The sequence below is a fragment of the Streptomyces sp. NPDC002886 genome, assembly GCF_042888445.1.
GTDB lineage: Bacteria > Actinomycetota > Actinomycetes > Streptomycetales > Streptomycetaceae > Streptomyces.
Map to the genome: position 1 here is coordinate 1,223,630 of NZ_JBIAPV010000001.1, position 23,891 is coordinate 1,247,520.

Here is a 23,891-nt window from a genome sequence, read left to right on the forward strand (position 1 = left end):
CAGGGCCCACCCACCCGCACGGGGGCCGGGCGGCCCGGGGCATCCCCCGCTACGCCACCCAGTACGGCCGCTCCACCGCCGAAGGCAGCGGTACGCCCCCGTGGAAGGCCTCCGCGAGCCTGCGTACGCCCTCGTCCAGCCGCTCCGCGCCCAGCGTGTACGGGATGCGCAGCCGGTGCTCGAAGGTTCCGGGGTCCACTCCGAAGCGCGCGCCCCGGCCGATGTTGACGCCGGCCGCCGCGGCCCGGTCCGCCAGTGCGGAGCTGACGGGCTCGCCCAGGTCGACCCAGAGCGAGAGTCCGCCCGGCGGTACCTGCCAGGACCATTCCGGGGTGTGCCGCTCCAGCGAGGCGATCAGCGCCGCCCGCTGCCCGCGCACCTGCTCCAGCCGCGCGGGCAGGGTCCGCTCCAGGCCCTCCAGCAGCGGGAGCGCCACCAGCTGGTCCAGGACCGAGCCGGTCATGTCGACGGCCACCCGTACCGCCGTCAGCTCCGTGATCATCTTGGCGGTGGCCCGGATCCACCCGACCCGCAGCCCGCCCCAGTGCGTCTTGCTCAGGGAGCCTATGGTCACCACGTGATCGGCCCCGCCGCGCGGCGCGAGCGAGGCCGTCGGCGCGGGCGGGGGCACGTCGAGCGCGATGTCGGCGATGGTCTCGTCGACCACCAGCCAGGTCCCGGTCCGCCGGGTCGCCTCCAGCAGCCGCAGCCGCTGCTCCTCCGGCATCAGCGCGCCCGTCGGGTTGTGGAAGTCGGGGATCACGTACGCCAGCCTCGGCACGGTCTGGCGCAGCGCGGACTCGGCGATCTCCAGGTCCCAGCCCGCGTCGGAGACCGCGATCGACCCGGTGCGCAGCCGCGCGTGGCGCAGGGCGTCCAGGGCGTTGGCGTAGGTCGGGTTCTCGGTCATCACCCGGTCGCCGGGCCGGCACAGCAGGCTCACCACCAGCGCGAACGCCTGCTGCGCGCCCGCGGTGACGAGGATCTGCTCCGGGCGGGTCGCCAGTCCCCGGCGGGTGAACCGCTCCGCGATGGCGGTCCGCAGGTCGGGCAGCCCGAAGGGGTGGTAGCCGGGGCTGCGGGCGAAGGCCGGGAGCCTGGGCGCGGCCCAGGCCACGGCGTCGGTGAGGGTGTCCTCGGCGGCGCCCATGGCGGCGATGGCGAGGTCGATGCCGGGGTCGCCGTCGGCGTGGTAGCCGCCGGCGCCGACGATGGCGTGCGCGCCGACCGGGCGGTGGCCTTCGGGGAGCTCGGTCCAGGTGCCGGAACCGCGGCGGCTGCGGACGTAGCCGCTCTCGCGCAGGAGGTCGTAGGCGCCGGTGACGGTGGCCCGGCTGGCGCCGACCGCCTCGGCGAATTCGCGTTCGGCGGGCAGCCGCACGTGCAGGGCGATCCGGCCGTCGAGGATCAGGGTGCGGACGGCGTCGGCCAGGGCCCGGTACCCGGGGCGGGCCCGTACCTCCGCCGGGAGCAGGGCCGCGAGCTGGCGGCTGCCGATCGTTCTGTCCGCCGTCTGGACCACTCGCCCGTTTGCCATGCCAACCTCCCCTGATTGGCTCTGCCTGCCAGGCCAATCCAGGTCCAGACTCGCTGTATTGGCCGCCGATTGGCAAGGAGTACGCAATGTTGACGAGGCTCACCGACCGTGACGAACGGGCCCTGCTCGCCGCCGCCGAGAACCGGATCGCCGAGCCCCTGCGCCTGGGGCCCGCGCTGGCCGCCGTACGGCGCCTCCTGCGGCGCGAGCGAGAATCGGTGACATGTCACCCCACAGCAGCAGCACACCGGATCAGCACCGACACGGGCACGGGCACCAGCACGGGCACGAGCACCAGCACCAAGCGGCGGCAGCCGGCGGCTCCGCTCCCCCGGTGATCGCCGGTCTCCTCCTCGCGGCCGGCGGCGGCCGGCGCCTCGGCGGCCGCCCGAAGGCCCTGCTGACCTACCGGGGCCGCCCGCTGGTGGAGAACGCCGTACGGGTCCTGCGCGAGGCCGGCTGCGGCCCGCTGCACGTGGTGCTCGGCGCCTCCGCGGCCGAGGTGCGCGAGCGGGCCGACCTGAGCGGCTGCGTGGTGACCGACAACCCGGACTGGGCCGAGGGCATGGGCTCCTCCCTGCGGGTCGGCCTCGCCTCGCTGGCCGGTACGGGCGCCCGCGCGGCCCTGGTGTCCCTGGTGGACCAGCCGGGCATCGGCCCGGAGGCGGTGGCCCGGGTCCGGGCCGCCTACCGCTCCCCGGCGAGCCTGGTCGCGGCGGCCTACGACGGCGAGCGCGGGCACCCGGTGCTGTTCGGGGCGGACCGCTGGCCGGACATCGCGGCGACGGCCACGGGCGACAAGGGCGCGCGGGTGCACCTGACGAAGTACGCGGCGGAGCTCACCCTGGTCGAGTGCGGGGACGTCGCGGAGGCCTTCGACATCGACACCCCTCCCGACCTGGCACGACTCGCCTGAGCGGGCTGTGACCACGATGGCACTGAGGGCCACGGTGAAGCGGAATCTGTCGACTCTGAGAATCTCGATATCAACAAACCATTGAACTTCCACCATGAGGAAATTACTATCCACTGGTCAGAAGCGCCCTGAACCCCCAGACGGCGCCCGCGACCGTATCCCGGAACTCTCCACACCCGACGGCACTGCGTGCCGTCCAGCGCGAGCATTCCCCGCGGCCGCCAGGCACCGCCGCTGAAGGAGTGACAGATATGTCCGCACCAGCGCCGTCATCGCTGGCCATCGTCGACGCCGAGCCCCTGCCCCGGCAGGACGAGGTCCTCACCGACGCGGCTCTCGCCTTCGTCGCGGAGCTCCACCGGCGGTTCGCCCCCCGCCGCGCCGAGCTCCTCGCCCGCCGCGCCGTGCGCCGCGCCGAGATCGCCCGCACTTCCACGCTCGACTTCCTCCCGGACACCGCACAGGTCCGCGAGGGCGACTGGAAGGTGGCGCCGGCCCCGGCCGCGCTGAACGACCGCCGTGTGGAGATCACCGGTCCGACGGACCGCAAGATGACCATCAACGCCCTGAACTCGGGCGCCAAGGTCTGGCTCGCAGACTTCGAGGACGCCTCGGCTCCCACCTGGGAGAACGTGGTCCTCGGCCAGCTCAACCTGATCGACGCCTACGAGCGCCGCATCGACTTCACCGACGCCCGCACCGGCAAGGCCTACGCCCTCAAGCCCGCCGAGGAGCTCGCCACCGTCGTGATGCGCCCCCGCGGCTGGCACCTCGAGGAGCGCCACCTGCAGTTCGAGGGCGGCCCGGCCTCCGGCTCCCTGGTCGACTTCGGCCTGTACTTCTTCCACAACGCCAAGCGCCTGATCGAGCTCGGCAAGGGCCCGTACTTCTACCTGCCGAAGACCGAGTCCCACCTGGAGGCGCGCCTCTGGAACGAGATCTTCGTCTTCGCCCAGGACTACGTCGGCATCCCCCAGGGCACCGTCCGCGCGACCGTCCTGATCGAGACGATCACGGCCGCGTACGAGATGGACGAGATCCTCTTCGAGCTGCGCGACCACGCGGCGGGCCTGAACGCCGGCCGCTGGGACTACCTCTTCTCCATCGTCAAGAACTTCCGTGACGGCGGCGAGAAGTTCGTCCTGCCGGACCGCAACGCGGTGACGATGACCGCCCCCTTCATGCGGGCGTACACCGAACTCCTCGTCAAGACCTGCCACAAGCGCGGCGCGCACGCCATCGGCGGCATGGCGGCCTTCATCCCGTCCCGCAAGGACGCCGAGATCAACAAGGTCGCCTTCGAGAAGGTCAAGGCCGACAAGGACCGCGAGGCCGGCGACGGCTTCGACGGCTCCTGGGTCGCCCACCCCGACCTGGTCCCGATCGCGATGGCCTCCTTCGACGCCGTCCTGGGCGAGAAGCCCAACCAGAAGGACCGCCTCCGCGAGGACGTCCACGTCGCCGCCGGCGAGCTCATCGCGATCGACTCCCTGGACGCGAAGCCCACGTACGACGGTCTGCGCAACGCCGTCCAGGTCGGCATCCGCTACATCGAGGCTTGGCTGCGCGGCCTCGGCGCCGTCGGCATCTTCGGCCTGATGGAGGACGCCGCCACCGCCGAGATCTCGCGCTCGCAGATCTGGCAGTGGATCAACGCCGGCGTGGTCTTCGAGAACGGCAAGCTCGCCACCGCCGACCTCGCCCGCGAGGTCGCGGCCGCCGAACTCGCCGCGATCCGCGCCGAGGTCGGCGAGGAGGCCTTCACCTCCGGCAAGTGGCAGCAGGCCCACGACCTCCTGCTCCAGGTCTCCCTCGACGCCGACTACGCGGACTTCCTCACCCTCCCCGCGTACGACCAGCTCATCGGCTGACACCCCGTCTTCGGCTGAATCGCACAGCAGCCGAAAACCCCAGCGGTACGACAGCGCCCCCGAAGCCCTTCCGGCTCCGGGGGCGCTGTCGTGCGTCCGGGCGGTCGGCGGTCGACATCCGGAGGTCGGCGGTCGGCGGTCGGCGGTCGGCGGTCGGCCCTCACCGAACGACCGATCGGTTGTTACTTGTTCGTAACTTACCTGTACCTAGCGGTAACAACGCACGGGGTGACACCTTTCCGATTGCCACCGGCCGGAGGTAACCCCCACTTACCCCGCCATGCGCCGGAGTTGTTCCGGAATTCCGCATGGCCGACCGCAGGAGTTCCGCAGTGATCGGATTCCGCAACGACAGCATGGACCGGGCCCGTCGGGTGCGACGACTGGCCGGGATCGGGATGGCGGCGGCGCTCGGCGCCGGGGCACTGGTCGCCGGAGGGGCCGGGACGGCCGTGGCCGGGCCGGGGAGCGGACCCACGGCCGTGGTGTCCCTCGGCGACAGCTACATCTCCGGTGAGGCGGGCCGCTGGAAGGGCAACAGCCTGACCAACAGCGGGAACCGGACCGGCACCGACCGGGCCTGGGTCAGCGGCAGCAGCTACGACCCCGCCAAGGTCTACGGGGCCACCGCGGGCGGCTGCCACCGGTCGGACTCCGCCGAGGTGAAGAGCGCCGGGGCGATCGCCGATGTCGCGATCAACCTGGCCTGCTCCGGGGCGGTCTCGCAGAACGTGTTCCGCGCCTCCAGCGGCGGCGTCGCCTTCAAGGGCGAGGCCCCGCAGGCCGATCAGCTCGCCGCCGTGGCCGCGAGCAACAACGTCAAGGTCATCGCGCTGTCCATCGGCGGCAACGACCTCGGCTTCGCCGACATCATCAAGGAGTGCGCGTACGACTTCGTGCTGTGGGGCTCCTACTGCTACGACGACCAGCAGGAAGGGGTGAACGCGAAGATCGACGGGGTGATGGCCGATGTCGCCAAGTCCCTGGACGAGGTGCGGGCGGTCATGCGCGGCGCCGGCTACGCCGACTCCTCGTACCGGATCGTGCTGCAGTCCTACCCGTCGCCGATCCCGCGCGGCGCGGAGAACCGGTACACCCAGAGCGACTGGAGCCGGCTCAACACCGGCGGGTGTCCCTTCTGGAACAGGGACTCCGACTGGGCGCGGGACTCGCTCGTGCCGCAGATCGCCGGTCGGCTGAAGGCGGTCGCCGCGGCGAAGGGCGTCCAGTTCCTGGACCTGAAGGACATGATGCAGGGGCGCGAGGTCTGCGCGAAGGCGAGCAAGCAGGTGACCACCGCGGCGCCGGCCTCGGCGAAGACGAGCGAGTGGGCGCGCTGGATCGACAGCAGCGAGACGCAGGGGCTGGTCCAGGAGTCGATGCACCCGAACTACTTCGGGCAGCTCGCGGCCGGGCGCTGCCTGGCGCTGGCCGTGGCGCAGCCGGCGACCAGCGGGTTCGGCTGCAAGAACACCGCGGGGGCCGACCAGAGCGGGATGTACCTGACCCCGGCGCCGTAGGTCCGTAGATCCGTAGATCCGTAGATCCGTAGGTCCGTAGCGCTGATCCGTCGCGGCCTGGCCCTTGCGCCTCGCCGCGGCGGGGTGCGGTACTACGTGGACTCGTTGAGGACGGACAGGATGTTGCCTGCCGGGTCCTTGAACCAGGCGATGGACGGCATGCCGCGTTCCGTGGGGCGGACGATGCCCCTGTCGTCGGCGTCGAAGCCTTCGTAGCGCTCGAGGGCGACGCCTCGCGCGGCGAGTTCGTCGACCGCCTTGTCGATGTCGTCGACGGTGAAATTGAGAATCGTGAAGGTCGCGGGCTCGTGGTCGTCCTTCGGATAGACCAGTACCTTCGTGCCGCCCGCGAGGTGCAGCCGCAGGATCGGCATCTCCTCCACCTCGGTGACCCGAAGCCCGAGCGTGCCGCCGTAGAACTCCTTCGCCTTCCCGAGGTCGTCGACCGAGAAGCCGCTGTAGGCCTCGCTCTCCGCAAACATGATCACTCCCTCGATCCGTCGCGCGCGCCCCCGCTCCCATGTTCCTCCTCGGTCCGGCGGTCGTCGACCGGGAAATCGGGTGATCGTCCCGGCCGTGAAGTGGCATGCTCGCGACCATGACAGTCCGCGGCGCACGTCCCAGTCTCTACATCTCCGTCGACATCGAGGCCGACGGACCCATCCCCGGGCCGTACTCGATGATCAGCTTCGGGGCCGCCGTGGCAGGGCGGCAGGACGGGGCTTCGTATACCGCCGTCGATCCGGAACGGGACACCTTCTACCGGGAGTTGCGTCCGATCAGTGAGGCGTTCGTACCGGAGGCGCTCGCGGTCAGCGGCCTGGACCGGGACCGGCTGCTGCGCGAGGGCGCCGAACCGGACGCCGCCATGGCGGAGTTCCGCGCGTGGGTGCGGGAGGTCTCGGCGGGGGCCCAGCCGGTGATGTGCGCGTACCCGGCCTCCTTCGACTGGACCTTCCTGTACTGGTACTTGATGAACTTCGGCGGCGACAGCCCCTTCGGTCACTCGGGCTGCCTGGACATGAAGACCCTCTACGCGGCCAAGGCCCGGGTCCCGCTCCGCGCCGCCGTCAAGGGACGCATGCCGAGCGAGCTGCTGTCCCGGCGGCCGCACACCCATCACGCGCTCGACGACGCGGTCGAGCAGGCCGAGCTGATGAGCAACCTGATGGCGTGGGTGCCGCCCGCTCAGCCCGCTCAGCCCGCCAGTTCCGGCAGGAGTTCGCGCAGCGGGGTGCGGGCGCCGGAGGTGTAGGCGGCGCGGAAGGCCTGCGGGGTGAGGCGGGTGCGGACCGTGTGCTGGACGCGGGGGGCCGGGGCCGCGCGCGGGCGGGTGCGGGAGACCGCGCCGAGGAGGCGGGCGGCTTCGGCGTAGCGGCCCTGGTCCGCCTCCAGTTCGGCGAGGAGTTCCACCGAGAAGGCCTGTCCGAGCGTGTCGTCCAGGGCGAACTGGGTCCGCAGCGCGCTCAACAGCTCGTCCCGGGCCCGCGCCGGGCGGCCGGCGTGGCGCTGCACCAAGGCGTGGGCGTAGCTCAGCCAGGAGCGGGCCCACAGGTCGGCCGGGGCCGGGGAGTCCTGCGAGCCGCGCTGTGAGTCTTCCGGTGAGCCGCCCTGCGGGTCTTCCGGTGAGCCGCCCTGCGAGCCGTCCGGCCGGCCGTCCCGCGGGTCCTCCTCGACCGGGACCGCGGCCGGGTCCGTACGGGCGACCGCCAGGGTGTGCGCGGCCCGCAGGGCGTGCCGGCCCGGGCCGAACCCTGGATCGGCCGGGAGGAGTTCCAGGCCCTCGCGGTATTCCTCCGCGGCGGCCTCGTACCGGCCCTCCCACAGCGCGATCGTCCCGCGCAGGTGCGCGAGGTACGCCAGGCAGGTGTCCTCCCCCTCGTACACGGCCGCGGTCCACGCCTCCACCAGCAGCGGATCCGCCCCGTCCGACTCCCCGAACGCGGCGACCAGCCACGCCGCGAGCCACAGCGCGCGGGCCGGCCGGGGCGCGGGGTGCACGGCCAGGGCCCGTTCCACGTGCCGGCGCCCCTCCGCGGCCATCCCGCAGGCGGTCCACAGGAACCACAGGGACACCGCGATCTCCAGGGCTGCCCCCGGCCCTCCCGCGGAGAGCGGGTTCATCGCCGCGCGCAGCTCGGGAAGTTCCCGCAGGGCGAGGGCGCGCGCCTCCCGCTGTGCTCCGGCGCGCCACAGCCGCGCGGCCCGCTCCGCCACCACCCGGGAGCGTTCGCGGTGGCGCCGGGCCGTCGTCGCGCCGTCCCCGGCGGGTCCGTGCGCGAGCCGCCGGGCCGCGTACGCCCGTACGGACAGCGGCAGCCGGTAGCGGCCCTGACCGGCGTCCGCGAGCAGGCCCGGGGCCAGCCGGAGCAGTGCCTCGACGGCGGTGTCCGGGGTCAGTGCCCCGAAGCCGCAGACCTCGGCGACGGCCGCCCTGTCGAAGGATCCGGCGAAGACGGAGAGCCGCTCCCAGAGCAGGCGTTCGGCGGGCGAGGCCAGCCGCAGCGAGCGCTCCGCGTCGACCCGGGTGCTGCGGCCGGCGCCGCCCGCGAGGAAGCCCAGCGGGTCGGAGCCGAGTCTGCGGAGCGCCTGCGCGGGCGCGTACTGGTGTGAGCGCCCCGCCGCGAGCTCCAGTGCGCCGGGGATCCCGTCGAGCGCCCGGCACAGCGCGGCCACGGCGGCCGCGTTGCGGTCGGTCAGCTCGAAGAAGGGGTCCGCGCCGCGCGCCCGCTCCTCGAAGAGCCGTACGGCCGCGTAGCCGGCGACGTCCGCGACCGGGAACCGCCGCGCGGGCTCGGGCTGACCGTGTCCCGGCGGAACCGACGGCGCCGGGGCCAGCGGCTGCACGGAGGGCGCGGTCGGCACCGACAAGGGAGGTACGGCGAGCACCGCCTCCCCGGCGATCCGCAGCCGCCGCTGCGAGGTGGCCAGAATCCGTAGCCCCGGCAGCCGCAGCAGCTCGGCCACGAGCCCCGCTCCGGCCTCCCCCAGCTGTTCGCAGCCGTCGAGCACGAGCAGCGCCGCACGCCCGGCGAGCCGTTCGGCGAGCTCCGCCGCGAGAGCGTCCCAGCACCGTTCGGGCAGGGCCGCGAGGTCCGCCCAGACGACGTCCAGGCCCTCGCCGTCGCCCAGGGTGCGGACCGTGCGCACCGCGAGCCGGGTCTTGCCGATGCCGGCCGGTCCGGTGAGCATGACCAGGCGTTCCGTGGCGAGCAGGGAGGCGAGGGTCGTGAGCTCCCGCTCCCGCCCGATGAAGCTCGACAATTCGGCGGGCACCGCCTGCCGCACGCCCGAGCCGGCCTCCCCCACACGTCCTCCTGCGATGTCCGACACGTGCGCACCGTCATGTGGTCAACAGTTGAACGCACAAAGAGAGATGATCGGCTCATCATCCCGTTGTGCCGCCACCGACCGGGAGAACCACCAAGGGGAGGGTATGAACTCGGCCATTTCCGCCATCGACGACACGGACCGGGCACTCGTCCACGCGCTCCAGCTCGCACCCCGCGCGAGCTGGGAGCTGCTGGGTCCGGTGCTCGGCGCGCGCCCGGACACTCTGGCGCGCCGCTGGGAGCGGCTCACCGGGTCCGGCGAGGCGTGGCTGAGCGGACTCGGCCTGCGCACCGGCGTCACGAAGCCCTGCATGGCGTGGGTGGAGGTCACGTGCACCGCGGGCACCTCGCGCTCGGTGGGGGACGCGCTCGTCGCGGATCCGTACGCCCTGGGGGTCGAACACACCACCGGGGGCCGGGACCTGCTCGTCTTCGTGGCCGTACCCGACCTGCCGACGCTGTACTCCTACCTGTCCTCCCGGGTGCAGCGGATCCCGGGCGTGGTCGGCACCCGCACCTCGATGGTGACGGCGGTGCACTATGCCCCGGACCGCTGGCGCCTGGACCAGCTGACCCCGGGCCAGATAGGCCTGCTGACCCGGCGGACCCGGCGGCCGGCCTCCGCCGCCCAGGACCGGCCGGCGGTGGCGCCGCTCCAGGTGGAGGACCGGCCGCTGGTCCTGGCCCTGGCCTCGGACGCGCGGCGCACCGTGGCCTCGCTGGCCCGGGAGTTCACGATGAGCGAGTCGACCGTACGGCGCCGCCTCGCGCGGCTGGAGGGCGGGCAGAGCCTGCGCTACAGCTGCGCGCTGGCCTCCGGGCTGTCGGGATGGCCGGTCTCGGCGACGCTGTGGGCGGAGGCCTCCGAATTCGAGCTCGCCGACTGCGCGGCGGTGGCCGCGGGGCTGCGCGAGACCCGTATCTGCATGTCCGTCAGCGGCCCCTGGAACTTCATGATCAGCGCCCGGCTGCGCACGGTGGAGGACCTGTCCCGCTACACGGCGGAGCTCACCCGACGGCTGCCGGGCCTGCGCATCACCGACTCGGCGGTGGCCCTCCAGGTCCGCAAGACGGAGGCCCAGGAACTGGACCGCCGCGGCCACCGCGTGCGCACGGTCACCCCGGACATCTGGTCGACCCCGCTTTCCACCGACACCGCCTAAGCCGCTCGACGGGGCTCAGGGGGCCGACGGGAATCGGCCGGAGGTCCAACGGGAATCGGCGGGGGCCCGACCGCAATCGGGGTCAAGTCCCCGCCCCCACAACGCGCGTACGGCGGTGCGGACGCCAACCCCGCAGTGGGTGACGTACACACCGCCGTATCCCGCGCACGGGCCGGGCAGAGCCCGCTCACCGCACGCCGACCGGGGCCGGGACCAGCCCGGTCAGTGCACCAGTACCGGATCCGGGGCGGCCGAGGCCGCGCCCTTCTTGGCACCGAGGTGGTTGAAGGCAAGGTTCAGCACGATGGCCACGACGCAGCCGGTGCTGATGCCGGAGTCCAGGACGACCAACAGGTCCTCCGGGAAGGCGTGGTAGAAGCCGGGGGCCGCGATCGGGATCAGGCCGATGCCGAGCGAGGCGGCGACGATCAGGGCGTTCTCGCCCGTCTCCATGGCCGCGCCGGCCAGGGTCTGGATGCCGCTGGCGGCCACCGAGCCGAAGAGGACGATGCCCGCGCCGCCGAGGACCGGCAGCGGTACGACTCCGATGACGGAGGCGGCGATGGGACACAGGCCCAGCAGGATCAGGATGCCGCCGCCGGCCGCGACGACGAACCGGCTGCGGACCTTGGTCATGGCGACCAGGCCGATGTTCTGCGCGAAGGCGCTGCACATGAACCCGTTGAACAGCGGGCTGAGCGCACTGCCCAGGGTGTCGGCGCGCAGGCCGCCCTCGATGGTCTTCGCGTCCGCCGGGCGGCCGACGATCTTGCCCAGCGCGAGGATGTCGGCGGTGGACTCGGTCATGCACACCAGCATCACGATGCACATGGAGATGATCGCGGCGACCTGGAACTGCGGCGCCCCGAAGTGGAACGGCGTCGGGAAGCCCACGAAATCGGCGTTCCTGACGGCGTCGAAGTTCGTCATGCCCATCGGCAGCGCTATGAGCGTGCCGACGACCAGGCCGAGCAGGATGGAGATCTGCTGGAGGAAGCCGCGCAGGAACTTGCGCATCAGCAGGACGATCGCGAGGGTGACGGCGGCCATGGCGATGTTCTTCATCGAGCCGTAGTCGGTGGCGTGACTGTTCCCGCCCTGCGACCAGTTGAAGGCCACGGGGAGCAGCGAGACGCCGATGAGGGTGATGACCGTACCGGTGACGACCGGCGGGAAGAACCGCACCAGTTTTCCGAAGTACGGGGCGGCGAAGAAGCCGAGGACTCCGGCGACGATGATCGCGCCGAAGATGATCGGGATGGCGTTGTCGCCCTCGCCCTTGCCGATGGCGATCATCGGGGTCACACCGGCGAAGGAAACGCCGTTGACGAAGGGGAGTTTGGCGCCGATCTTCCAGAACCCGAGGGTCTGGAGGAGGGTGGCGAGGCCCGCGGTGAAGAGGGAGGCCCCCATCAGGAAGGCGGTCTCGGTGGCGGAGAGGCCTACGGCCGGGCCGACGATCATGGGCGGGGCCACTACACCCGCGTACATGGCGGCCACGTGCTGGAGACCGCTGGTGAACATTTTCAGCGGTGGCAAGGTCTCGTCGACCGGGTGCTTTTCCCCCGGGTCCTGCGAGACCTGCGGTACTGCGACTGCGTCTTTGCGAAACCTGGGCGCCTGGGCCACGGCTTCCTCCGAACTGTTAAACACGCCGGCAGGGACGTGATGTGTCTGGGAGGTGGTGCGAAAGCTGTGCGAGTCGAGCCTGTATGGAGTTGTGGTGCTGCGAATGCTTGTCCCAAGGGGTGCGGAAACGATTCGCCCGAGTCGTTCCACGCACGGGCGGCAGAGGGCCGCCGGTAAGGAAGTCAAAGAGGTCTGGAGGTGCCGTAGCAGTGGCGCGGTACACGAGCTGCGGGGCCAGTGGCACGAGTCACCGCTCCCGGGGCGCCCTCGGAAAAACCTCGGGCGCTACCCGGGAACAGCTGCCACGGACCCCGCTCGGGTCCGCGGCCGCCGGCCGGGGGCCGTCCCCCCCGGCCGGACTCCGTGGGATCAGGCCTGCGCGGAGATCCGCGCCAGGCGCTGGGCCTCTTCGCGCGTGGACACCGCGATGGCGTCCTCGTCGGCGAAGAGCAGACGGTTGTTCTCGACGATCTGCTTGCCGTTGACGAACGACGCGGTGACCGGGGCCGCCGCACCGAAGACCAGCGCCGTGACCGGGTCGGCGATCGAGGAGTGCAGGAGGGTGTTCAGGTTCCAGAGCACCAGGTCGGCGCACTTGCCGACCTCCAGCGAACCGATGTTCGAGGCGCGGCCGAGGACCTGGGCGCCACCGAAGGTACCGAGGCGCAGAGCCTGGCGGGCGTTGAGCGCACGCTCGCGGTGGACCGGGTTCAGGCGGTTGATCAGCAGCGCGTTGCGCAGCTCGGTGTGCAGCTCACCGGACTCGTTGGAGGCGGTGCCGTCCACGCCGAGGCCGACCGGGACACCGGCGGCGAGCATGTCCGGGACGCGGGCGATGCCGGCGGCCAGACGGGCGTTGGAGGACGGGCAGTGCGCGACACCGGTCTTGGTACGGGCGAACGCGGCGATGTCGGAGTCGTTCATGTGGACGCTGTGCGCCATCCACACGTCCTCGCCGAGCCAGCCGGTCGACTCGAAGTAGTCGGTCGGGCCCATGCCGAACAGTTCCTTGCAGAACTGCTCTTCCTCGACGGTCTCCGAGCCGTGCGTGTGCATGCGCACACCCAGGCGGCGGGCCATCTCGGCGCCCTGCTTCAGCAGCTCGGTGGAGACCGAGAAGGGGGAGCAGGGGGCGACGGCGACCTGGGTCATCGCGTCGAAGGAGGCGTCGTGGTACTTCTTCACGGTCGCCTCGGTGTCCGCGAGGGCACCTTCGAGGGTCTCGACCGCGTGGTCCGGCGGCAGGCCGCCGTCCTTCTCGCTGCGGTCCATGGAGCCACGGGCGAGGGTGAAGCGGACGCCCATCTCGGACGCGGCGCGGATGATCGACCCGGAGAGGTCGCCCGAGCCCTTGGGGAAGACGTAGTGGTGGTCCATCGCGGTGGTGACGCCACCCTTGGCCATCGCGGCGAGGGAGCCCTGCGCGGCCGTGTACGTCATCTGCTCGTCGATGCGCGCCCACGTCGGGTACAGCGCGACCAGCCAGTTGAAGAGGTTGTGGTCGGTGGCCAGACCACGCGTGATCCACTGGTAGAAGTGGTGGTGCGTGTTGACCAGACCGGGGGTCACGAGGTGCCCGGTGCCGTCGATGCGGCGGACGACGTTCTCGAGGTTCTCGGGGGCCTTGCCCGCACCGACGAACTCGATCTTGTTACCGGCGAGCACCACGTGACCCGAGGCGTACTCGGTGTCGTTGGCGTCGACGGTCGCAATCGCACAGTTTTCGATGACGATGCGCTCTACGGCGCTGTCATTGGCTGCCGATGCTGCCATGGGACTTCCTCGTGCTTTCAGTGGCGGTGCGGGCACGGCAAAACCCAGGGGATTTGAGTGCCGGAGCCGGGGGCCTTGACAGCTGACAGTACTGCCGCCCCGTGTGGTGCGTCCGGGTGCCGATTCAGGAAGTTCAAAAGTGTTGAGAGTGGTGAAAGTGCTGACAGGTGTCGCGCCGCCCCGGGGCCACTGCGGAGCCCCGGGACGCGCGTGCCGCATCAGAGGTTGGTCATGTCCACGGGGATCTGGGCGTCGACGCCGTCGCGGAGGACCGTCGCCTCGATCAGACCGTAGGGACGGTCCGCGGCGAAGTACACCTCGTTGTCGTTCTTGAGACCGAAGGGCTCGAGGTCGACGAGGAAGTGGTGCTTGTTCGGGAGCGAGAAGCGAACCTCGTCGATCTCCGAACGGTGGTTGATGATGCGCGAACCCATCTGGTACAGGGTCTGCTGCAGCGACAGGGAGTAGGTCTCCGCGAAGGCCTGGAGCATGTGCTTCCGGGTCTCGGCGTAGGACTTCTCCCAGTTGGGCATCCGCTGCTCGTCATCCGACCAGTTGAAGCGCCAGCGAGCCGAAACCTGGGTAGCCAGGATGCGGTCGTAGGCCTCCTTCAGCGTCGTGTACTTGTCCTTCACGTAACCCCAGAACTCGGAGTTCGTGGAGTTCATGACGACCAGGTCCTTGAGGCCGGAGATGACCTCCCAGTTCTTGCCGTCGTACGTGATCTGGGTGACGCGGGTCTCCATGCCCTCGCGGACGAAGGAGTGGTTCACCTCGTCGGAGCCGATGAACTTGGAGTTCGCGTCCGAGGTCGCGATCCGGGACCAGGAGTACTCCTCGATCCGGATGCGGGCCTTCTGGATCGGCTCCTGGCTGTTGACGAACCAACGCGCCAGGTGGATGCCGAACTGCTCGGCGGACTCGATGCCGTACTCCTTGGCGAACGCGTACACCGTGTTCTTGGTGGTGTCCGTCGGCAGGACGTTGGCGTTCGAGCCGGAGTAGTGGACGTCGTCCATGTCGCCGGAAAGGGCGACCGAGACGTTCAGGTCCTTGATGTGGTGGGTGTCGCCGTCCCGCGTGATCTTGACTACGCGGTTCTCTGCTTTGCCGTACTGGTTCTGGCCCAGAATGGTGGCCATGCTAGCTCCCTCGGTAAACGGAGTAGCCGAACGGGTTGAGCAGCAGCGGTACGTGATAGTGCTCGCCCGGGTTCACCGCGAAGGTGATGGTGACCTCGGGGAAGAACGCACCGCTGTCCCTTACGCGGGGGGCGTCCTGCTGTGCCTCGGCGGCTTGCTTCTTGGAGAAGTACGTCTCGGTCTCGAAGTCGAGGCGCACGTGGGTGGTGCCCTCCGGCAGCGCCGGCAGGTCCTTGCAGCGCCCGTCGGCATCGGTGGCGGATCCGCCCAGGGCCGCCCACTCGCCGTCGAGACCCGTACGGGCCGACAGGGAGATCGCGACGCCTTCGGCGGGCTTTCCGATGCTGGTGTCCAGGATGTGCGTGGACACCGACGCGGTGGTCTCAGTGCTCATGCTCGGTCTTACGCTCCTTCTACGGTTTCCACGAGACGGGTCAGGCGAATCCGGTTGATCTTGACGAGCTCGCCACGAGCGATTTCCCGCTCCTGTTCCGGCGAGTTCTCGATCCGGACCTTGACCGCGTCCCGCATGAACTCACCGGTCGCACCGGTGGCGCAGATGAGGAAGACGTGGCCGAACTTCTCCTGGTACGCCAGGTTCAGTTCGAGGAGCTCGGTCTTGAGCTCCTCCGAGGCACCGGCCATGCCGCGCTGCTCGCGGGCGGAGGTCGGGTCTCCCGGCTTCGGCCGGCCGATCGGCGCGTGGCCGCCCATCGCCTCGCCCAGGTCCTCCGCGGTGAGCTCGGCCATGGCGGCCTCGTTCGCGGAGAACAGGGTGTCGACGGTGGTGAAGGGGCGCTGGGCGAGCAGCTTGCTGCCCCATGCCGAGCTGGCGCACACCTCGTGCAGCTCGGCCGTGGCCTCGCTGTCGTCCAAGGCGTTGAACCGGGTAAGACCCGGGGTCGGACTCGAAGTCACGGTAGGCCTCCGTGGCCTGTTGTTGCTTTGACGGGCTGCGCATAGCTAACGCCCTCGACAACACGGCGTCAACACTTTGTTGAAACTTCCCGTACACAAAAGCCGCCGCCCGGGTGAATTGGGCGGCGGCTCGTCACGGTGGGTCAATCAGGATTCACTCTTGGTTGGTTCCGGCGGCCCCTTTGGGGGCCTCACCGGAGCCCTTCGGAGTGCTTGAGTCCCTGTTCAGGTAGTTGTAGACCGTGAAGCGGCTTACGCCCAGGGCCCCAGCGACCGTTTCCACGCCGTGCCGGACCGAGAAGGCGCCGCGCGCCTCCAGTATCCGTACGACGTCCTGCTTGGACTTCCGGTCGAGCTGGGACAACGGTACGCCGTGCCGGCGCTCCAGCGCCGCCAGGATGTGGTCCAGCGAGTCGGAGAGCTGCGGAAGCCGTACGGCCAGCAGGTCCTCACCCTCCCAGGCGAGCACGACGTCGTCGGGCTGGGCCAGTGACGGATCCATCAGCTCGCCGCCCATCGCGTCCACCAGCGGCTTGATCGCCGCGACGAACGGATGGTCCCTGGGCTCGGTCATGGCGTGTCCTCCCCGGTCCCGATCACATTGACCTGGAGCGAGACACGCGTGGCTCCGGCCTCCAGGGAGTGCCGCAGGAGAGCGGCGACCGCGGTCAGCACCGCTTCCGACTCCCCCTCGGCCGTGTTGCCGAACGGGCCGACATCCACCGCGTCCAGCTGGGCCGTCTGGATGACCTCGCGAGCGGCTACGGCATGGGCAGGGGCCTCTTCTAGATCGAAGGGCTCGGTCGTGAACTCCACTCTCAATCGCACGCCGCTCAAGCTACCTGGCAGTCCGGACTTTTCGGGAGGCGGCACTTGACAACCGGGCCGCCCTGCTTGCAGTCTTCCATCAGGCAGAAACTAACTTCCGCAATACGGAAGGAGCGCACACCCCTCATGGGATACACGGACCAGCGCTTCGATGTAAATCTTTCGATCCTCTTCACGGAACTCCCGCTCCTGGAGCGTCCCGCGGCTGCCGCCGCAGCGGGCTTCACGGCGGTCGAGCTGTGGTGGCCCTGGATCGAGACCCCCACCCCCGCTCAGGAGGAGCTCGACGCCCTCAAGACCGCTCTTGAGGACGCCGGCACCCAGCTGGTGGGCCTGAACTTCTACGCCGGCCAGCTGCCGGGTCCCGACCGCGGTGCGGTTTCGGTCCCCGGTGAGGAGTCGGAGCGCTTCAACGCCAACATCAACGTGGCTGCGGACTTCGCCGCCTCGGTCGGCTGCAAGGCGCTGAACGCCCTCTACGGCAACCGCGTCGAAGGCGTGGACCCGGCCGTTCAGGACGAGCTCGCGCTGAAGAACCTGGTCGTGGCGGCTCAGGCCGCGGACCGCGTCGGCGCGATCCTCCTGATCGAGACCCTGAACAAGCCCGAGTCGCCGCTCTACCCCCTGGTGAGCGCCCCGGCCGGCATCGAGGTAGTGGACAAGGTGAACGAGGCCACCGGCCTCGGGAACGCCAAGTTCCTGCTCGACCTGTACCACCTGGCGATGAACGATGAGGACCTCTCCGAGGTCATCGAAAAGTACGCCGCCAAGACCGGGCACGTCCAGATTGCGGACAAGCCGGGACGAGGTGCCCCCGGCACCGGCGACCTGCCCCTCGAAGAGCTGCTCGACCAGCTCCAGAAGGCCGGTTACCAGGGCTTTGTCGGTCTCGAGTACAAGGCCGCCGACGCCGCCGCCTCCTTCGCGTGGCTGCCGGCCGAGGCCCGCGCCGCGAAGTAAGCGGAAAAGTCCGGGCGAACAGCCAGGCACCTGACGAACTTTTCGTACGAAGCATTAAGAGAAGGACCCTCATCATGAGCAACCTCCCCAAGATCGCGTGGATCGGTCTCGGCATCATGGGCTCCCCCATGGCCGAGAACCTCCTGAAGGCCGGCTACTCGGTCACCGGCTTCACGCTGGAGCAGGACAAGCTGGACCGCCTGGCCGCGGCCGGTGGCGGCGCCGCCGGTTCGATCGCCGAGGCCGTCAAGGACGCCGACGTCATCATCACGATGGTGCCCGCCTCCCCGCAGGTCGAGGCCATCTCCTACGGTGAGAACGGCATCCTCGAGAACGCCAAGTCCGGCGCGCTGATCATCGACATGTCGTCGATCACCCCGCAGACCTCGATCGACCTGGCGAAGAACGCCGCCGCCAAGGGCATCCGCGTCATCGACGCCCCGGTGTCCGGTGGCGAGGCCGGCGCCATCGAGGCCGTCCTGTCGATCATGGTGGGTGGCGAGCAGGCCGACTTCGACGAGGCCCTCCCGATCCTCGAGGCCCTCGGCAAGGTCATCGTCCTGTGTGGCCCGCACGGCTCCGGCCAGACGGTGAAGGCCGCCAACCAGCTCATCGTCGCGGTGAACATCCAGGCGTGCGCCGAGGCCGTCGTCTTCCTCGAGAAGTCGGGCGTGAACCTCGAAGCCGCTCTGGACGTGCTCAACGGCGGTCTGGCCGGCTCCACGGTCCTGACCCGCAAGAAGGCCAACTTCCTGAACCGCGACTTCAAGCCCGGTTTCCGGATCGACCTGCACCACAAGGACATGGGCATCGTCACCGACGCCGCCCGCAACGTCGGTGCGGCCCTCCCGGTCGGCGCGGTCGTCGCCCAGCTGGTCGCCTCGCTGCGCGCCCAGGGTGACGGTGGCCTGGACCACTCCGCGCTGCTCCGCGCGGTCGAGCGCCTCTCCGGCGCCCAGATCTGAGCTCCGCTCGGATAGGCGGCCCCCTCAGCGGGCCGCCACCCGCCCCCCTCGCGGGGCCCTGAGTTTCCGGATGGTGCCGGTGCTGACACCTGTCCTGTCGCGCCCAAGTGCCGGCACCGTCCGGATTACCTCTCCCTCCACTCTTTCTTTCAACAAACTGTTGACGTCGAGTTCATGCCGAAATTAGGCTGTTCCGCATGACGGAAGACGGATTCCGTCAGCAGTTCCCCGTACGGAAGGTCACCATGTCGAAGCGCACGCTGACGACCGAGTCTGGCGCCCCGGTCGCCGACAACCAGAACTCCGCTACCGCCGGCGTCGGTGGCCCCCTGCTGATCCAGGACCAGCAGCTCCTGGAGAAGCTCGCCCGCTTCAACCGCGAGCGCATCCCGGAGCGTGTGGTGCACGCCCGCGGTTCCGCCGCGTACGGCCACTTCGAGGTGACCGACGACGTCACCGCGTACACCAGCGCCGCGTTCCTGAACACGGTCGGCAAGAAGACCGAGACCTTCCTGCGGTTCTCCACCGTCGCCGACTCGCTGGGTGGCGCGGACGCCGTCCGCGACCCGCGCGGCTTCGCGCTGAAGTTCTACACCGAAGAGGGCAACTACGACCTCGTCGGCAACAACACCCCGGTGTTCTTCATCAAGGACCCGATCAAGTTCCCCGACTTCATCCACTCCCAGAAGCGCGACCCCTTCACGGGCAAGCAGGAAGCGGACAACGTCTGGGACTTCTGGGCGCACGCCCCCGAGGCGACGCACCAGATCACCTGGCTGATGGGTGACCGCGGTATCCCGGCGTCGTACCGTCACATGAACGGCTACGGCTCCCACACGTACCAGTGGACCAACGCCCAGGGCGAGGCCTTCTTCGTCAAGTACCACTTCAAGACGAACCAGGGCATCCGCTGCCTGTCGGGCGAGCAGGCCGCCGAGCTCGTCGGCTCCGACGCCAACTCGCACCAGACCGACCTGCTGCAGGCCATCGAGCGCGGTGTGAACCCGAGCTGGACCCTGTACGTCCAGGTCATGCCGGCCTCCGAGGCCGCGGACTACCGCTTCAACCCGTTCGACCTCACCAAGGTGTGGCCGCACAGCGACTACCCGCTGCAGCGCGTGGGCCGTCTGGTCCTCGACCGCAACCCGGACAACGTCTTCGCCGAGGTCGAGCAGGCCGCGTTCTCCCCGAACAACTTCGTCCCGGGCATCACCGCCTCGCCGGACAAGATGCTCCAGGGCCGCCTCTTCGCGTACGCCGACGCCCAGCGCTACCGCCTCGGTGTGAACCACACCCTGATCCCGGTCAACGCTCCGAAGGCGACCAAGGCCGACAACTACGGCCGCGACGGCGTCATGGCGCTGCGCAACGGCTCGCGCCACGACAAGAACTACGAGCCCAACTCGCACCAGGGTCCGGCCGAGACCGGTCTGGCGCTGGGCGCCCCGAAGGCCGTCTCCGGCTACACGGGCACCCACGAGGCTCCTGCCCACACCAAGGACGACGACTTCTTCCAGGCCGGTGAGCTCTACCGCCTGATGTCGGAGGCCGAGAAGCAGCGTCTGGTGGCGACCATCGCCGGCGGCCTGTCTCAGGTCACCCTCGAGGACGTCATCGAGAAGAACCTGGCTCACTTCCACGCCGCGGACGCCGACTACGGCAAGCGCGTCGAGGAGGCCGTCCGCGCCCTGCGCGACGCCTGAGCCCACAAGCTGCGCCGGGATTCTGACGGGAGGTCAGGATCCGGGTGCTGAGCCCACACTGCGGACCCGGATGAGGGGTGGTACGCGGTGAGGGCAGGACGAGGACCGTGGCGAGCGTGCGAGCCAGTGCGGTGGTAATGGGTTCCGAGGCCCGTCTCTTGACCTGAGGGAGACGAAGCCGGAGTTCTCGTCGCCGTTCGCCACGGTCCCAGCCAAATTCACTCCTCTATATACAGGGGCCACGCACAGAGCCCCCTGTACGCAGAAGAGAACCTCCCCCACCCTCTCCGCCCGGCGGTGCGAACGTCCTGTCGCGCCAGCCTCGTTCCGTCGGGCGGTATCAAGCAACACACACCCAAAGAGCCGAGTCACGGACGGTCCCGTGACTCGGCTCTTTGTCGTGCGCTCAGAGGTTGTCCCACCACGCTCCGGCGGGGCTCGCTGTGGCGTGACGCCGTGAATGAACCTCGGATCAAGACGACACGTTGTAGACATCGCTCGGCGAGCCTTGGTTTCGGCACTGTGCCCTGACGGCCTCCAGACCTGCTTGCTCGGCTGCAACCAGGCGTCCTCCAGGGCGGACTCACGCTGCTCACCTGGTCCACCGAGACCGCTCACACGCTCTACCTCATGAGCCGGAAGCCAAGCTGCCCGGTACAGGCCCCAGCCCCGCCGCTCCGACATATTCGTCAGCCTGACGCAAATCCTGGCCGAACCTAGCCTTAGTCAGCCCTAGTTAGCCGCTGCTCTGCGATGCTGGAACCCGATCGAGAGGGGCCGCAGAAATGCAGTGGAAGATCCACGGGGAACGTCCGATCTACGAGAACAAGTGGGTGAACCTGTGGCTCACCGACATCGAGACGCCGGACGGGCACCGCTGGGAACACCACGTCGTCAAACTCCGCCACCTGGCAGTGGCCGCTGTCATCAACGACCGCCAAGAAGTCCTGATGATGTGGCGCCACCGCTTCATCACGGACGCGTGGGCCTGGGAGCTGCCCATGGGCTTGGTCGAGGCGGACGAGACCCCCGGCGAGGCTGCCGCCCGTGAAGTCTTCGAAGAGACCGGCTGGCGCCCCGGCCCGATGAAGCCGCTGATCTACGCCGAACCGGCGAACGGCATCACGGACTCCCAACACCACCTGTTCCGCGCGGACGGCGCCACGTACGACGGACCGCCGACCGAGAAGAACGAGTCGGACCGGATCGAGTGGATCCCGCTGGCGAATATCCGGGGCATGATCGACCGCCGCGAGATCGTCAGCAGCGGCTCTCTGGTCGGCCTCCTCTACGTCCTGATGGACGAAGGGGTTCGCTGACGCTGCGGAGGGAGCATCGCGCGTAGGCGTGCCTCGAACGCGACTGCGGCCGGCACCTCGCGATATGGCGCAAGCTGCTCGTAGAACTCGCGAAGGTGCCCGGTCACCCGCTCGGACGACACAGCTGCGGCGGGCACCAGCGCCTCGATCGCCGTGTGGCACGCCTGGTCAAGCTTGCCCCTCTGAAGCTGCGTACGGGCCAACCAGAAGGCGTGGAACGCCCTACCGCGCTGGTTCGCGGGGTCCTCCCGCTCCAGCGCATCCGCGATCAACGGTTCTGCGATCGCCGCCTCGCCAAGACGGCCGTGCGCGATGCCCGTGTCCACGATGAGCTTCGGCTCGTCGAAGTACGTCACCCATGCCGGGTCCGGGTCGTCCGCCTTGATCCGGTCGTACTGACTGTGTGCCTCGGAGATCGCGGTGTGGGTCGCTGTCCGGTCACCCAAGGTCGCGTGGGCGAACGCCTCACGCATGGCCAGCATGGCGCGAACTCTCGGCGTCATACCCGTGGCCGCTCGGGCCTGGTCCTGGGCAGCAGACACCAGGGCAAGCGCGTCCGCCGGCTTGTCTTGGTAGGTCGCTTGCAGGCTCATACAGGCCAGGACGTTGGCCATGAAGGGATGGTCGTCAATCTCCCTGGCCAGTTGCAGGGCCTCCGAGAAGTACGCGCGGGCCTGGTGGTACTGCCGAGCATCGAAGTACGTCCACCCGGTCAACCGCGCCAGCTCCGCCGCGATGCCGTACAGGCCGTGCTGTATCGGCGTCGGTCGCTGGTCCTTCAGCAGCCTTTCGACGTAGCGCAGCTGGCCGACGACAGCAGGCCGGAGCGTCTCGCCCCCGTGCTCGTCGTCGCGACGCCAGTAGTCCTCGATCGAGGAACGCAGAGCGTGCAATGTGGATGGGCTCGGGTTGGTCCCGGCGGCCAGGGCCAGGATGCTGTCCACCTCCACGCCCGGTAAGGCGCTGAGGAGCTTCGGCTCAACGGCCGCATGACCGAACTCCGGCCGTTCCCGATCGGCCACGGCCAAGACGGCCGGCGTCTCCCACGTACGGCGGGCAAGCCCGAGCATGTGCCCCGGGATACGCAATCCATCGGCGATCCGCTCGATCACTTCCATGTGGAGGAGCTGTCGCTGACCCGCGATCACCTCACCCACTCGGCTCGGCGTCAGCTCGCACTGCCGCGCGATCATCGACGGGTAGATGCCTGCCCGAGTCTTGACCAGACGAAAGACCCTCGCAAAGTCGCGCACGCGGCACGCGTCGATCATCTCGGGCTCGGTGAGCAGACTGGCTGGTAGTTCCTTCGTACGACGTGTCTCGGGCATCGGGCACGCTCCGGAGGAAGACTACGGATCGCTTCAAAGTCTCAACCGACCGTGATGTTACCCAAGTTGGGTAATCCGCTGGGCCTTTCTGGCTCGTCGTCCTGATCGCGATCCTTCTCGACATGGCGAAGCGACCGAGGACGACCGCCTTGAACGATTCGGCGGGCACTCCTGACACAGAGCGAACGGCCCTCGGGGCAACCCCTGACCTGGGCACAGAGCCCCGCGTCCTGATGAGCATCCGGGTATCGCGGGACTCGGGCCGGACATGGTCGCCGCGCTCGCGGGTCCTGGAAGGCGACCCGTTCGACATCCTCTCCAACCCCGGCCGCTACCCCCCGTGCGAATGCCCCCGCTGTGGCGGTACCTCGTCGTCGGTCCGTGCCCTTCAGCCGGCATCCACCGCGCCGGGGTCGGCGTAGTGGCCGCCTTCCGACGTTGAAAGCTCCCTTAGAACGGGATTCCCGGGTACGTGGTCGAGCTGCGCGGGGCTGGCGCCAACAGCTCGCCGTGCTCCTCTACGCCGGCGTCGTCACCGTCCTGGTGGTCACCCTGGCCATCGCTGGTGATCCCGGCCCCTGACCGGCAACCGGCTTCCGGCACGAATCCCGCCTTCGCTCGATCCGTGGCCTAGCGCCACCCCCGTCTCCTCACCGGCCCGGGAACAAAGGGCTGGTGAGGCACGCCCCATCGGGGCTGGGCCGGCATCCGTCGGCCCTGGACTTCCAGGAAATGGAGACACACATGGCAACGCAGAAGAAAGACCTGCTGATCGGCGTCGAGAGCCTGATCAAGGTCCAGGACCGCTTCACCGCTGCGGCCGCGGAGTCCGACTCCACCGGCACCTCCGCGGGCGACGACGGCGAGAACCGCGACGGCCTGAACCTCCCGCAGGAGTAGCCCCACCAGTACGCCGCAGCACCACCCGGGGGCCCGTCATCCACGGCGGGCCCCCGGCCTTCACCCGCCACGAAGCCGACCGGAGGA

Annotated in this window: 22 protein-coding genes; 11 read left to right on the top strand and 11 right to left on the bottom strand. The window is 69.7% G+C overall.

Annotated elements, in window-relative coordinates:
* Positions 1-49 precede the first annotated feature (49 nt).
* On the bottom strand, positions 50-1,537 hold the full coding sequence (locus ACFYYB_RS05545) for a PLP-dependent aminotransferase family protein (RefSeq protein WP_389433326.1): 1,488 nt from the start codon (positions 1,535-1,537) through the stop codon (positions 50-52).
* 86 nt (positions 1,538-1,623) lie between these two features.
* Between ACFYYB_RS05545 and ACFYYB_RS05550 the strand changes: the two genes are divergently transcribed.
* From ACFYYB_RS05550 to ACFYYB_RS05565, 4 genes are all read left to right on the top strand, one after another.
* On the top strand, positions 1,624-1,875 hold the full coding sequence (locus ACFYYB_RS05550) for a hypothetical protein (RefSeq protein ID WP_389433327.1): 252 nt from the start codon (positions 1,624-1,626) through the stop codon (positions 1,873-1,875).
* Positions 1,872-2,453 (top strand): NTP transferase domain-containing protein, encoded by a 582-nt coding sequence (locus ACFYYB_RS05555; protein ID WP_389433328.1) that lies wholly within the window; start codon positions 1,872-1,874, stop codon positions 2,451-2,453. Before ACFYYB_RS05550 ends, ACFYYB_RS05555 begins: the two co-directional genes overlap by 4 nt.
* Before the next feature lie 251 nt (positions 2,454-2,704).
* Entirely contained in the window at positions 2,705-4,324 is a 1,620-nt protein-coding gene (gene aceB / locus ACFYYB_RS05560) for a malate synthase A (protein ID WP_389433329.1), read from the top strand.
* A 332-nt stretch (positions 4,325-4,656) separates the two neighbouring features.
* Positions 4,657-5,844, top strand: a complete 1,188-nt coding sequence (locus ACFYYB_RS05565; protein WP_389433330.1) for a hypothetical protein — start codon at positions 4,657-4,659, stop codon at positions 5,842-5,844.
* Between the two features lie 92 nt (positions 5,845-5,936).
* Here ACFYYB_RS05565 and ACFYYB_RS05570 read toward each other — a convergent pair whose 3' ends face one another.
* The gene (locus ACFYYB_RS05570; protein WP_389433331.1) at positions 5,937-6,326 is read right to left on the bottom strand and encodes a VOC family protein; all 390 of its coding nucleotides are present in this window, start codon (positions 6,324-6,326) and stop codon (positions 5,937-5,939) included.
* 116 nt (positions 6,327-6,442) lie between these two features.
* Here ACFYYB_RS05570 and ACFYYB_RS05575 point away from each other — a divergent pair, with 116 nt between their 5' ends.
* Positions 6,443-7,099: a 3'-5' exoribonuclease domain-containing protein gene (locus ACFYYB_RS05575; RefSeq protein WP_389433332.1), complete on the top strand. Its 657-nt coding sequence runs from the start codon at positions 6,443-6,445 to the stop codon at positions 7,097-7,099.
* Here the strand turns inward: ACFYYB_RS05575 and ACFYYB_RS05580 are convergent.
* Entirely contained in the window at positions 7,042-9,177 is a 2,136-nt protein-coding gene (locus tag ACFYYB_RS05580) for an ATP-binding protein (protein WP_389433333.1), read from the bottom strand. The genes ACFYYB_RS05575 and ACFYYB_RS05580 overlap by 58 nt on opposite strands.
* Before the next feature lie 103 nt (positions 9,178-9,280).
* On the opposite strand from ACFYYB_RS05580, the gene ACFYYB_RS05585 reads away from it, so the two are divergent.
* Positions 9,281-10,339: an Lrp/AsnC family transcriptional regulator gene (locus tag ACFYYB_RS05585; RefSeq protein ID WP_389433334.1), complete on the top strand. Its 1,059-nt coding sequence runs from the start codon at positions 9,281-9,283 to the stop codon at positions 10,337-10,339.
* A 222-nt stretch (positions 10,340-10,561) separates the two neighbouring features.
* Here ACFYYB_RS05585 and ACFYYB_RS05590 read toward each other — a convergent pair whose 3' ends face one another.
* From ACFYYB_RS05590 to ACFYYB_RS05620, 7 genes are all read right to left on the bottom strand, one after another.
* Positions 10,562-11,968, bottom strand: a complete 1,407-nt coding sequence (locus ACFYYB_RS05590; RefSeq protein WP_389433474.1) for a nucleobase:cation symporter-2 family protein — start codon at positions 11,966-11,968, stop codon at positions 10,562-10,564.
* Between the two features lie 369 nt (positions 11,969-12,337).
* A complete protein-coding gene (locus ACFYYB_RS05595; RefSeq protein ID WP_243339131.1) occupies positions 12,338-13,741 on the bottom strand; it encodes an 8-oxoguanine deaminase in 1,404 nt (467 codons plus the stop codon).
* Between the two features lie 218 nt (positions 13,742-13,959).
* Positions 13,960-14,883 (bottom strand): factor-independent urate hydroxylase, encoded by a 924-nt coding sequence (gene pucL, locus ACFYYB_RS05600; protein ID WP_327303532.1) that lies wholly within the window; start codon positions 14,881-14,883, stop codon positions 13,960-13,962.
* A gap of 1 nt (position 14,884) precedes the next feature.
* Positions 14,885-15,277, bottom strand: coding sequence for a hydroxyisourate hydrolase (uraH, locus tag ACFYYB_RS05605; protein ID WP_250740538.1), 393 nt, complete (start codon positions 15,275-15,277; stop codon positions 14,885-14,887).
* 8 nt (positions 15,278-15,285) lie between these two features.
* Positions 15,286-15,801 (bottom strand): 2-oxo-4-hydroxy-4-carboxy-5-ureidoimidazoline decarboxylase, encoded by a 516-nt coding sequence (gene uraD / locus ACFYYB_RS05610; protein WP_327303534.1) that lies wholly within the window; start codon positions 15,799-15,801, stop codon positions 15,286-15,288.
* Positions 15,802-15,955: 154 nt separating this feature from the next.
* Positions 15,956-16,375 (bottom strand): helix-turn-helix domain-containing protein, encoded by a 420-nt coding sequence (locus ACFYYB_RS05615; protein WP_389433335.1) that lies wholly within the window; start codon positions 16,373-16,375, stop codon positions 15,956-15,958.
* On the bottom strand, positions 16,372-16,629 hold the full coding sequence (locus tag ACFYYB_RS05620) for a hypothetical protein (RefSeq protein ID WP_327303536.1): 258 nt from the start codon (positions 16,627-16,629) through the stop codon (positions 16,372-16,374). Before ACFYYB_RS05620 ends, ACFYYB_RS05615 begins: the two co-directional genes overlap by 4 nt.
* A 126-nt stretch (positions 16,630-16,755) precedes the next feature.
* Between ACFYYB_RS05620 and ACFYYB_RS05625 the strand changes: the two genes are divergently transcribed.
* The 4 genes from ACFYYB_RS05625 (at position 16,756) to ACFYYB_RS05640 (ending at position 21,576) form a co-directional block, all read left to right on the top strand.
* Positions 16,756-17,589 (top strand): TIM barrel protein, encoded by an 834-nt coding sequence (locus tag ACFYYB_RS05625; RefSeq protein ID WP_389433336.1) that lies wholly within the window; start codon positions 16,756-16,758, stop codon positions 17,587-17,589.
* A 74-nt stretch (positions 17,590-17,663) separates the two neighbouring features.
* Complete coding sequence (locus tag ACFYYB_RS05630) at positions 17,664-18,554, top strand: 2-hydroxy-3-oxopropionate reductase (RefSeq protein WP_388497615.1); 891 nt, start codon at positions 17,664-17,666, stop codon at positions 18,552-18,554.
* A gap of 245 nt (positions 18,555-18,799) precedes the next feature.
* On the top strand, positions 18,800-20,257 hold the full coding sequence (locus ACFYYB_RS05635; RefSeq protein ID WP_327309190.1) for a catalase: 1,458 nt from the start codon (positions 18,800-18,802) through the stop codon (positions 20,255-20,257).
* Positions 20,258-21,042: 785 nt separating this feature from the next.
* Positions 21,043-21,576, top strand: coding sequence for an NUDIX hydrolase (locus ACFYYB_RS05640; protein WP_389433337.1), 534 nt, complete (start codon positions 21,043-21,045; stop codon positions 21,574-21,576).
* Here ACFYYB_RS05640 and ACFYYB_RS05645 read toward each other — a convergent pair.
* The gene (locus ACFYYB_RS05645) at positions 21,546-22,904 is read right to left on the bottom strand and encodes a hypothetical protein (RefSeq protein WP_389433338.1); all 1,359 of its coding nucleotides are present in this window, start codon (positions 22,902-22,904) and stop codon (positions 21,546-21,548) included. The two genes, ACFYYB_RS05640 and ACFYYB_RS05645, sit on opposite strands and share 31 nt — an antisense overlap.
* Positions 22,905-23,648: 744 nt before the next feature.
* Between ACFYYB_RS05645 and ACFYYB_RS05650 the strand changes: the two genes are divergently transcribed.
* The gene (locus ACFYYB_RS05650) at positions 23,649-23,804 is read left to right on the top strand and encodes a hypothetical protein (protein WP_389433339.1); all 156 of its coding nucleotides are present in this window, start codon (positions 23,649-23,651) and stop codon (positions 23,802-23,804) included.
* The last annotated feature ends 87 nt before the right edge of the window (positions 23,805-23,891 follow it).

Coding starts and splice junctions, on each gene's coding strand:
- ACFYYB_RS05595 (WP_243339131.1), bottom strand. CDS start 13,741: ATGGCAGCATCGGCAGCCAATGACAGCGCCGTAGAGCGCATCGTCATC.
- ACFYYB_RS05635 (WP_327309190.1), top strand. CDS start 18,800: ATGTCGAAGCGCACGCTGACGACCGAGTCTGGCGCCCCGGTCGCCGAC.
- ACFYYB_RS05630 (WP_388497615.1), top strand. CDS start 17,664: ATGAGCAACCTCCCCAAGATCGCGTGGATCGGTCTCGGCATCATGGGC.
- ACFYYB_RS05615 (WP_389433335.1), bottom strand. CDS start 16,375: ATGACCGAGCCCAGGGACCATCCGTTCGTCGCGGCGATCAAGCCGCTG.
- pucL (WP_327303532.1), bottom strand. CDS start 14,883: ATGGCCACCATTCTGGGCCAGAACCAGTACGGCAAAGCAGAGAACCGC.
- ACFYYB_RS05585 (WP_389433334.1), top strand. CDS start 9,281: ATGAACTCGGCCATTTCCGCCATCGACGACACGGACCGGGCACTCGTC.
- uraH (WP_250740538.1), bottom strand. CDS start 15,277: ATGAGCACTGAGACCACCGCGTCGGTGTCCACGCACATCCTGGACACC.
- ACFYYB_RS05640 (WP_389433337.1), top strand. CDS start 21,043: ATGCAGTGGAAGATCCACGGGGAACGTCCGATCTACGAGAACAAGTGG.
- ACFYYB_RS05575 (WP_389433332.1), top strand. CDS start 6,443: ATGACAGTCCGCGGCGCACGTCCCAGTCTCTACATCTCCGTCGACATC.
- aceB (WP_389433329.1), top strand. CDS start 2,705: ATGTCCGCACCAGCGCCGTCATCGCTGGCCATCGTCGACGCCGAGCCC.
- ACFYYB_RS05650 (WP_389433339.1), top strand. CDS start 23,649: ATGGCAACGCAGAAGAAAGACCTGCTGATCGGCGTCGAGAGCCTGATC.
- ACFYYB_RS05545 (WP_389433326.1), bottom strand. CDS start 1,537: ATGGCAAACGGGCGAGTGGTCCAGACGGCGGACAGAACGATCGGCAGC.
- ACFYYB_RS05625 (WP_389433336.1), top strand. CDS start 16,756: ATGGGATACACGGACCAGCGCTTCGATGTAAATCTTTCGATCCTCTTC.
- ACFYYB_RS05550 (WP_389433327.1), top strand. CDS start 1,624: ATGTTGACGAGGCTCACCGACCGTGACGAACGGGCCCTGCTCGCCGCC.
- ACFYYB_RS05645 (WP_389433338.1), bottom strand. CDS start 22,904: ATGCCCGAGACACGTCGTACGAAGGAACTACCAGCCAGTCTGCTCACC.
- ACFYYB_RS05570 (WP_389433331.1), bottom strand. CDS start 6,326: ATGTTTGCGGAGAGCGAGGCCTACAGCGGCTTCTCGGTCGACGACCTC.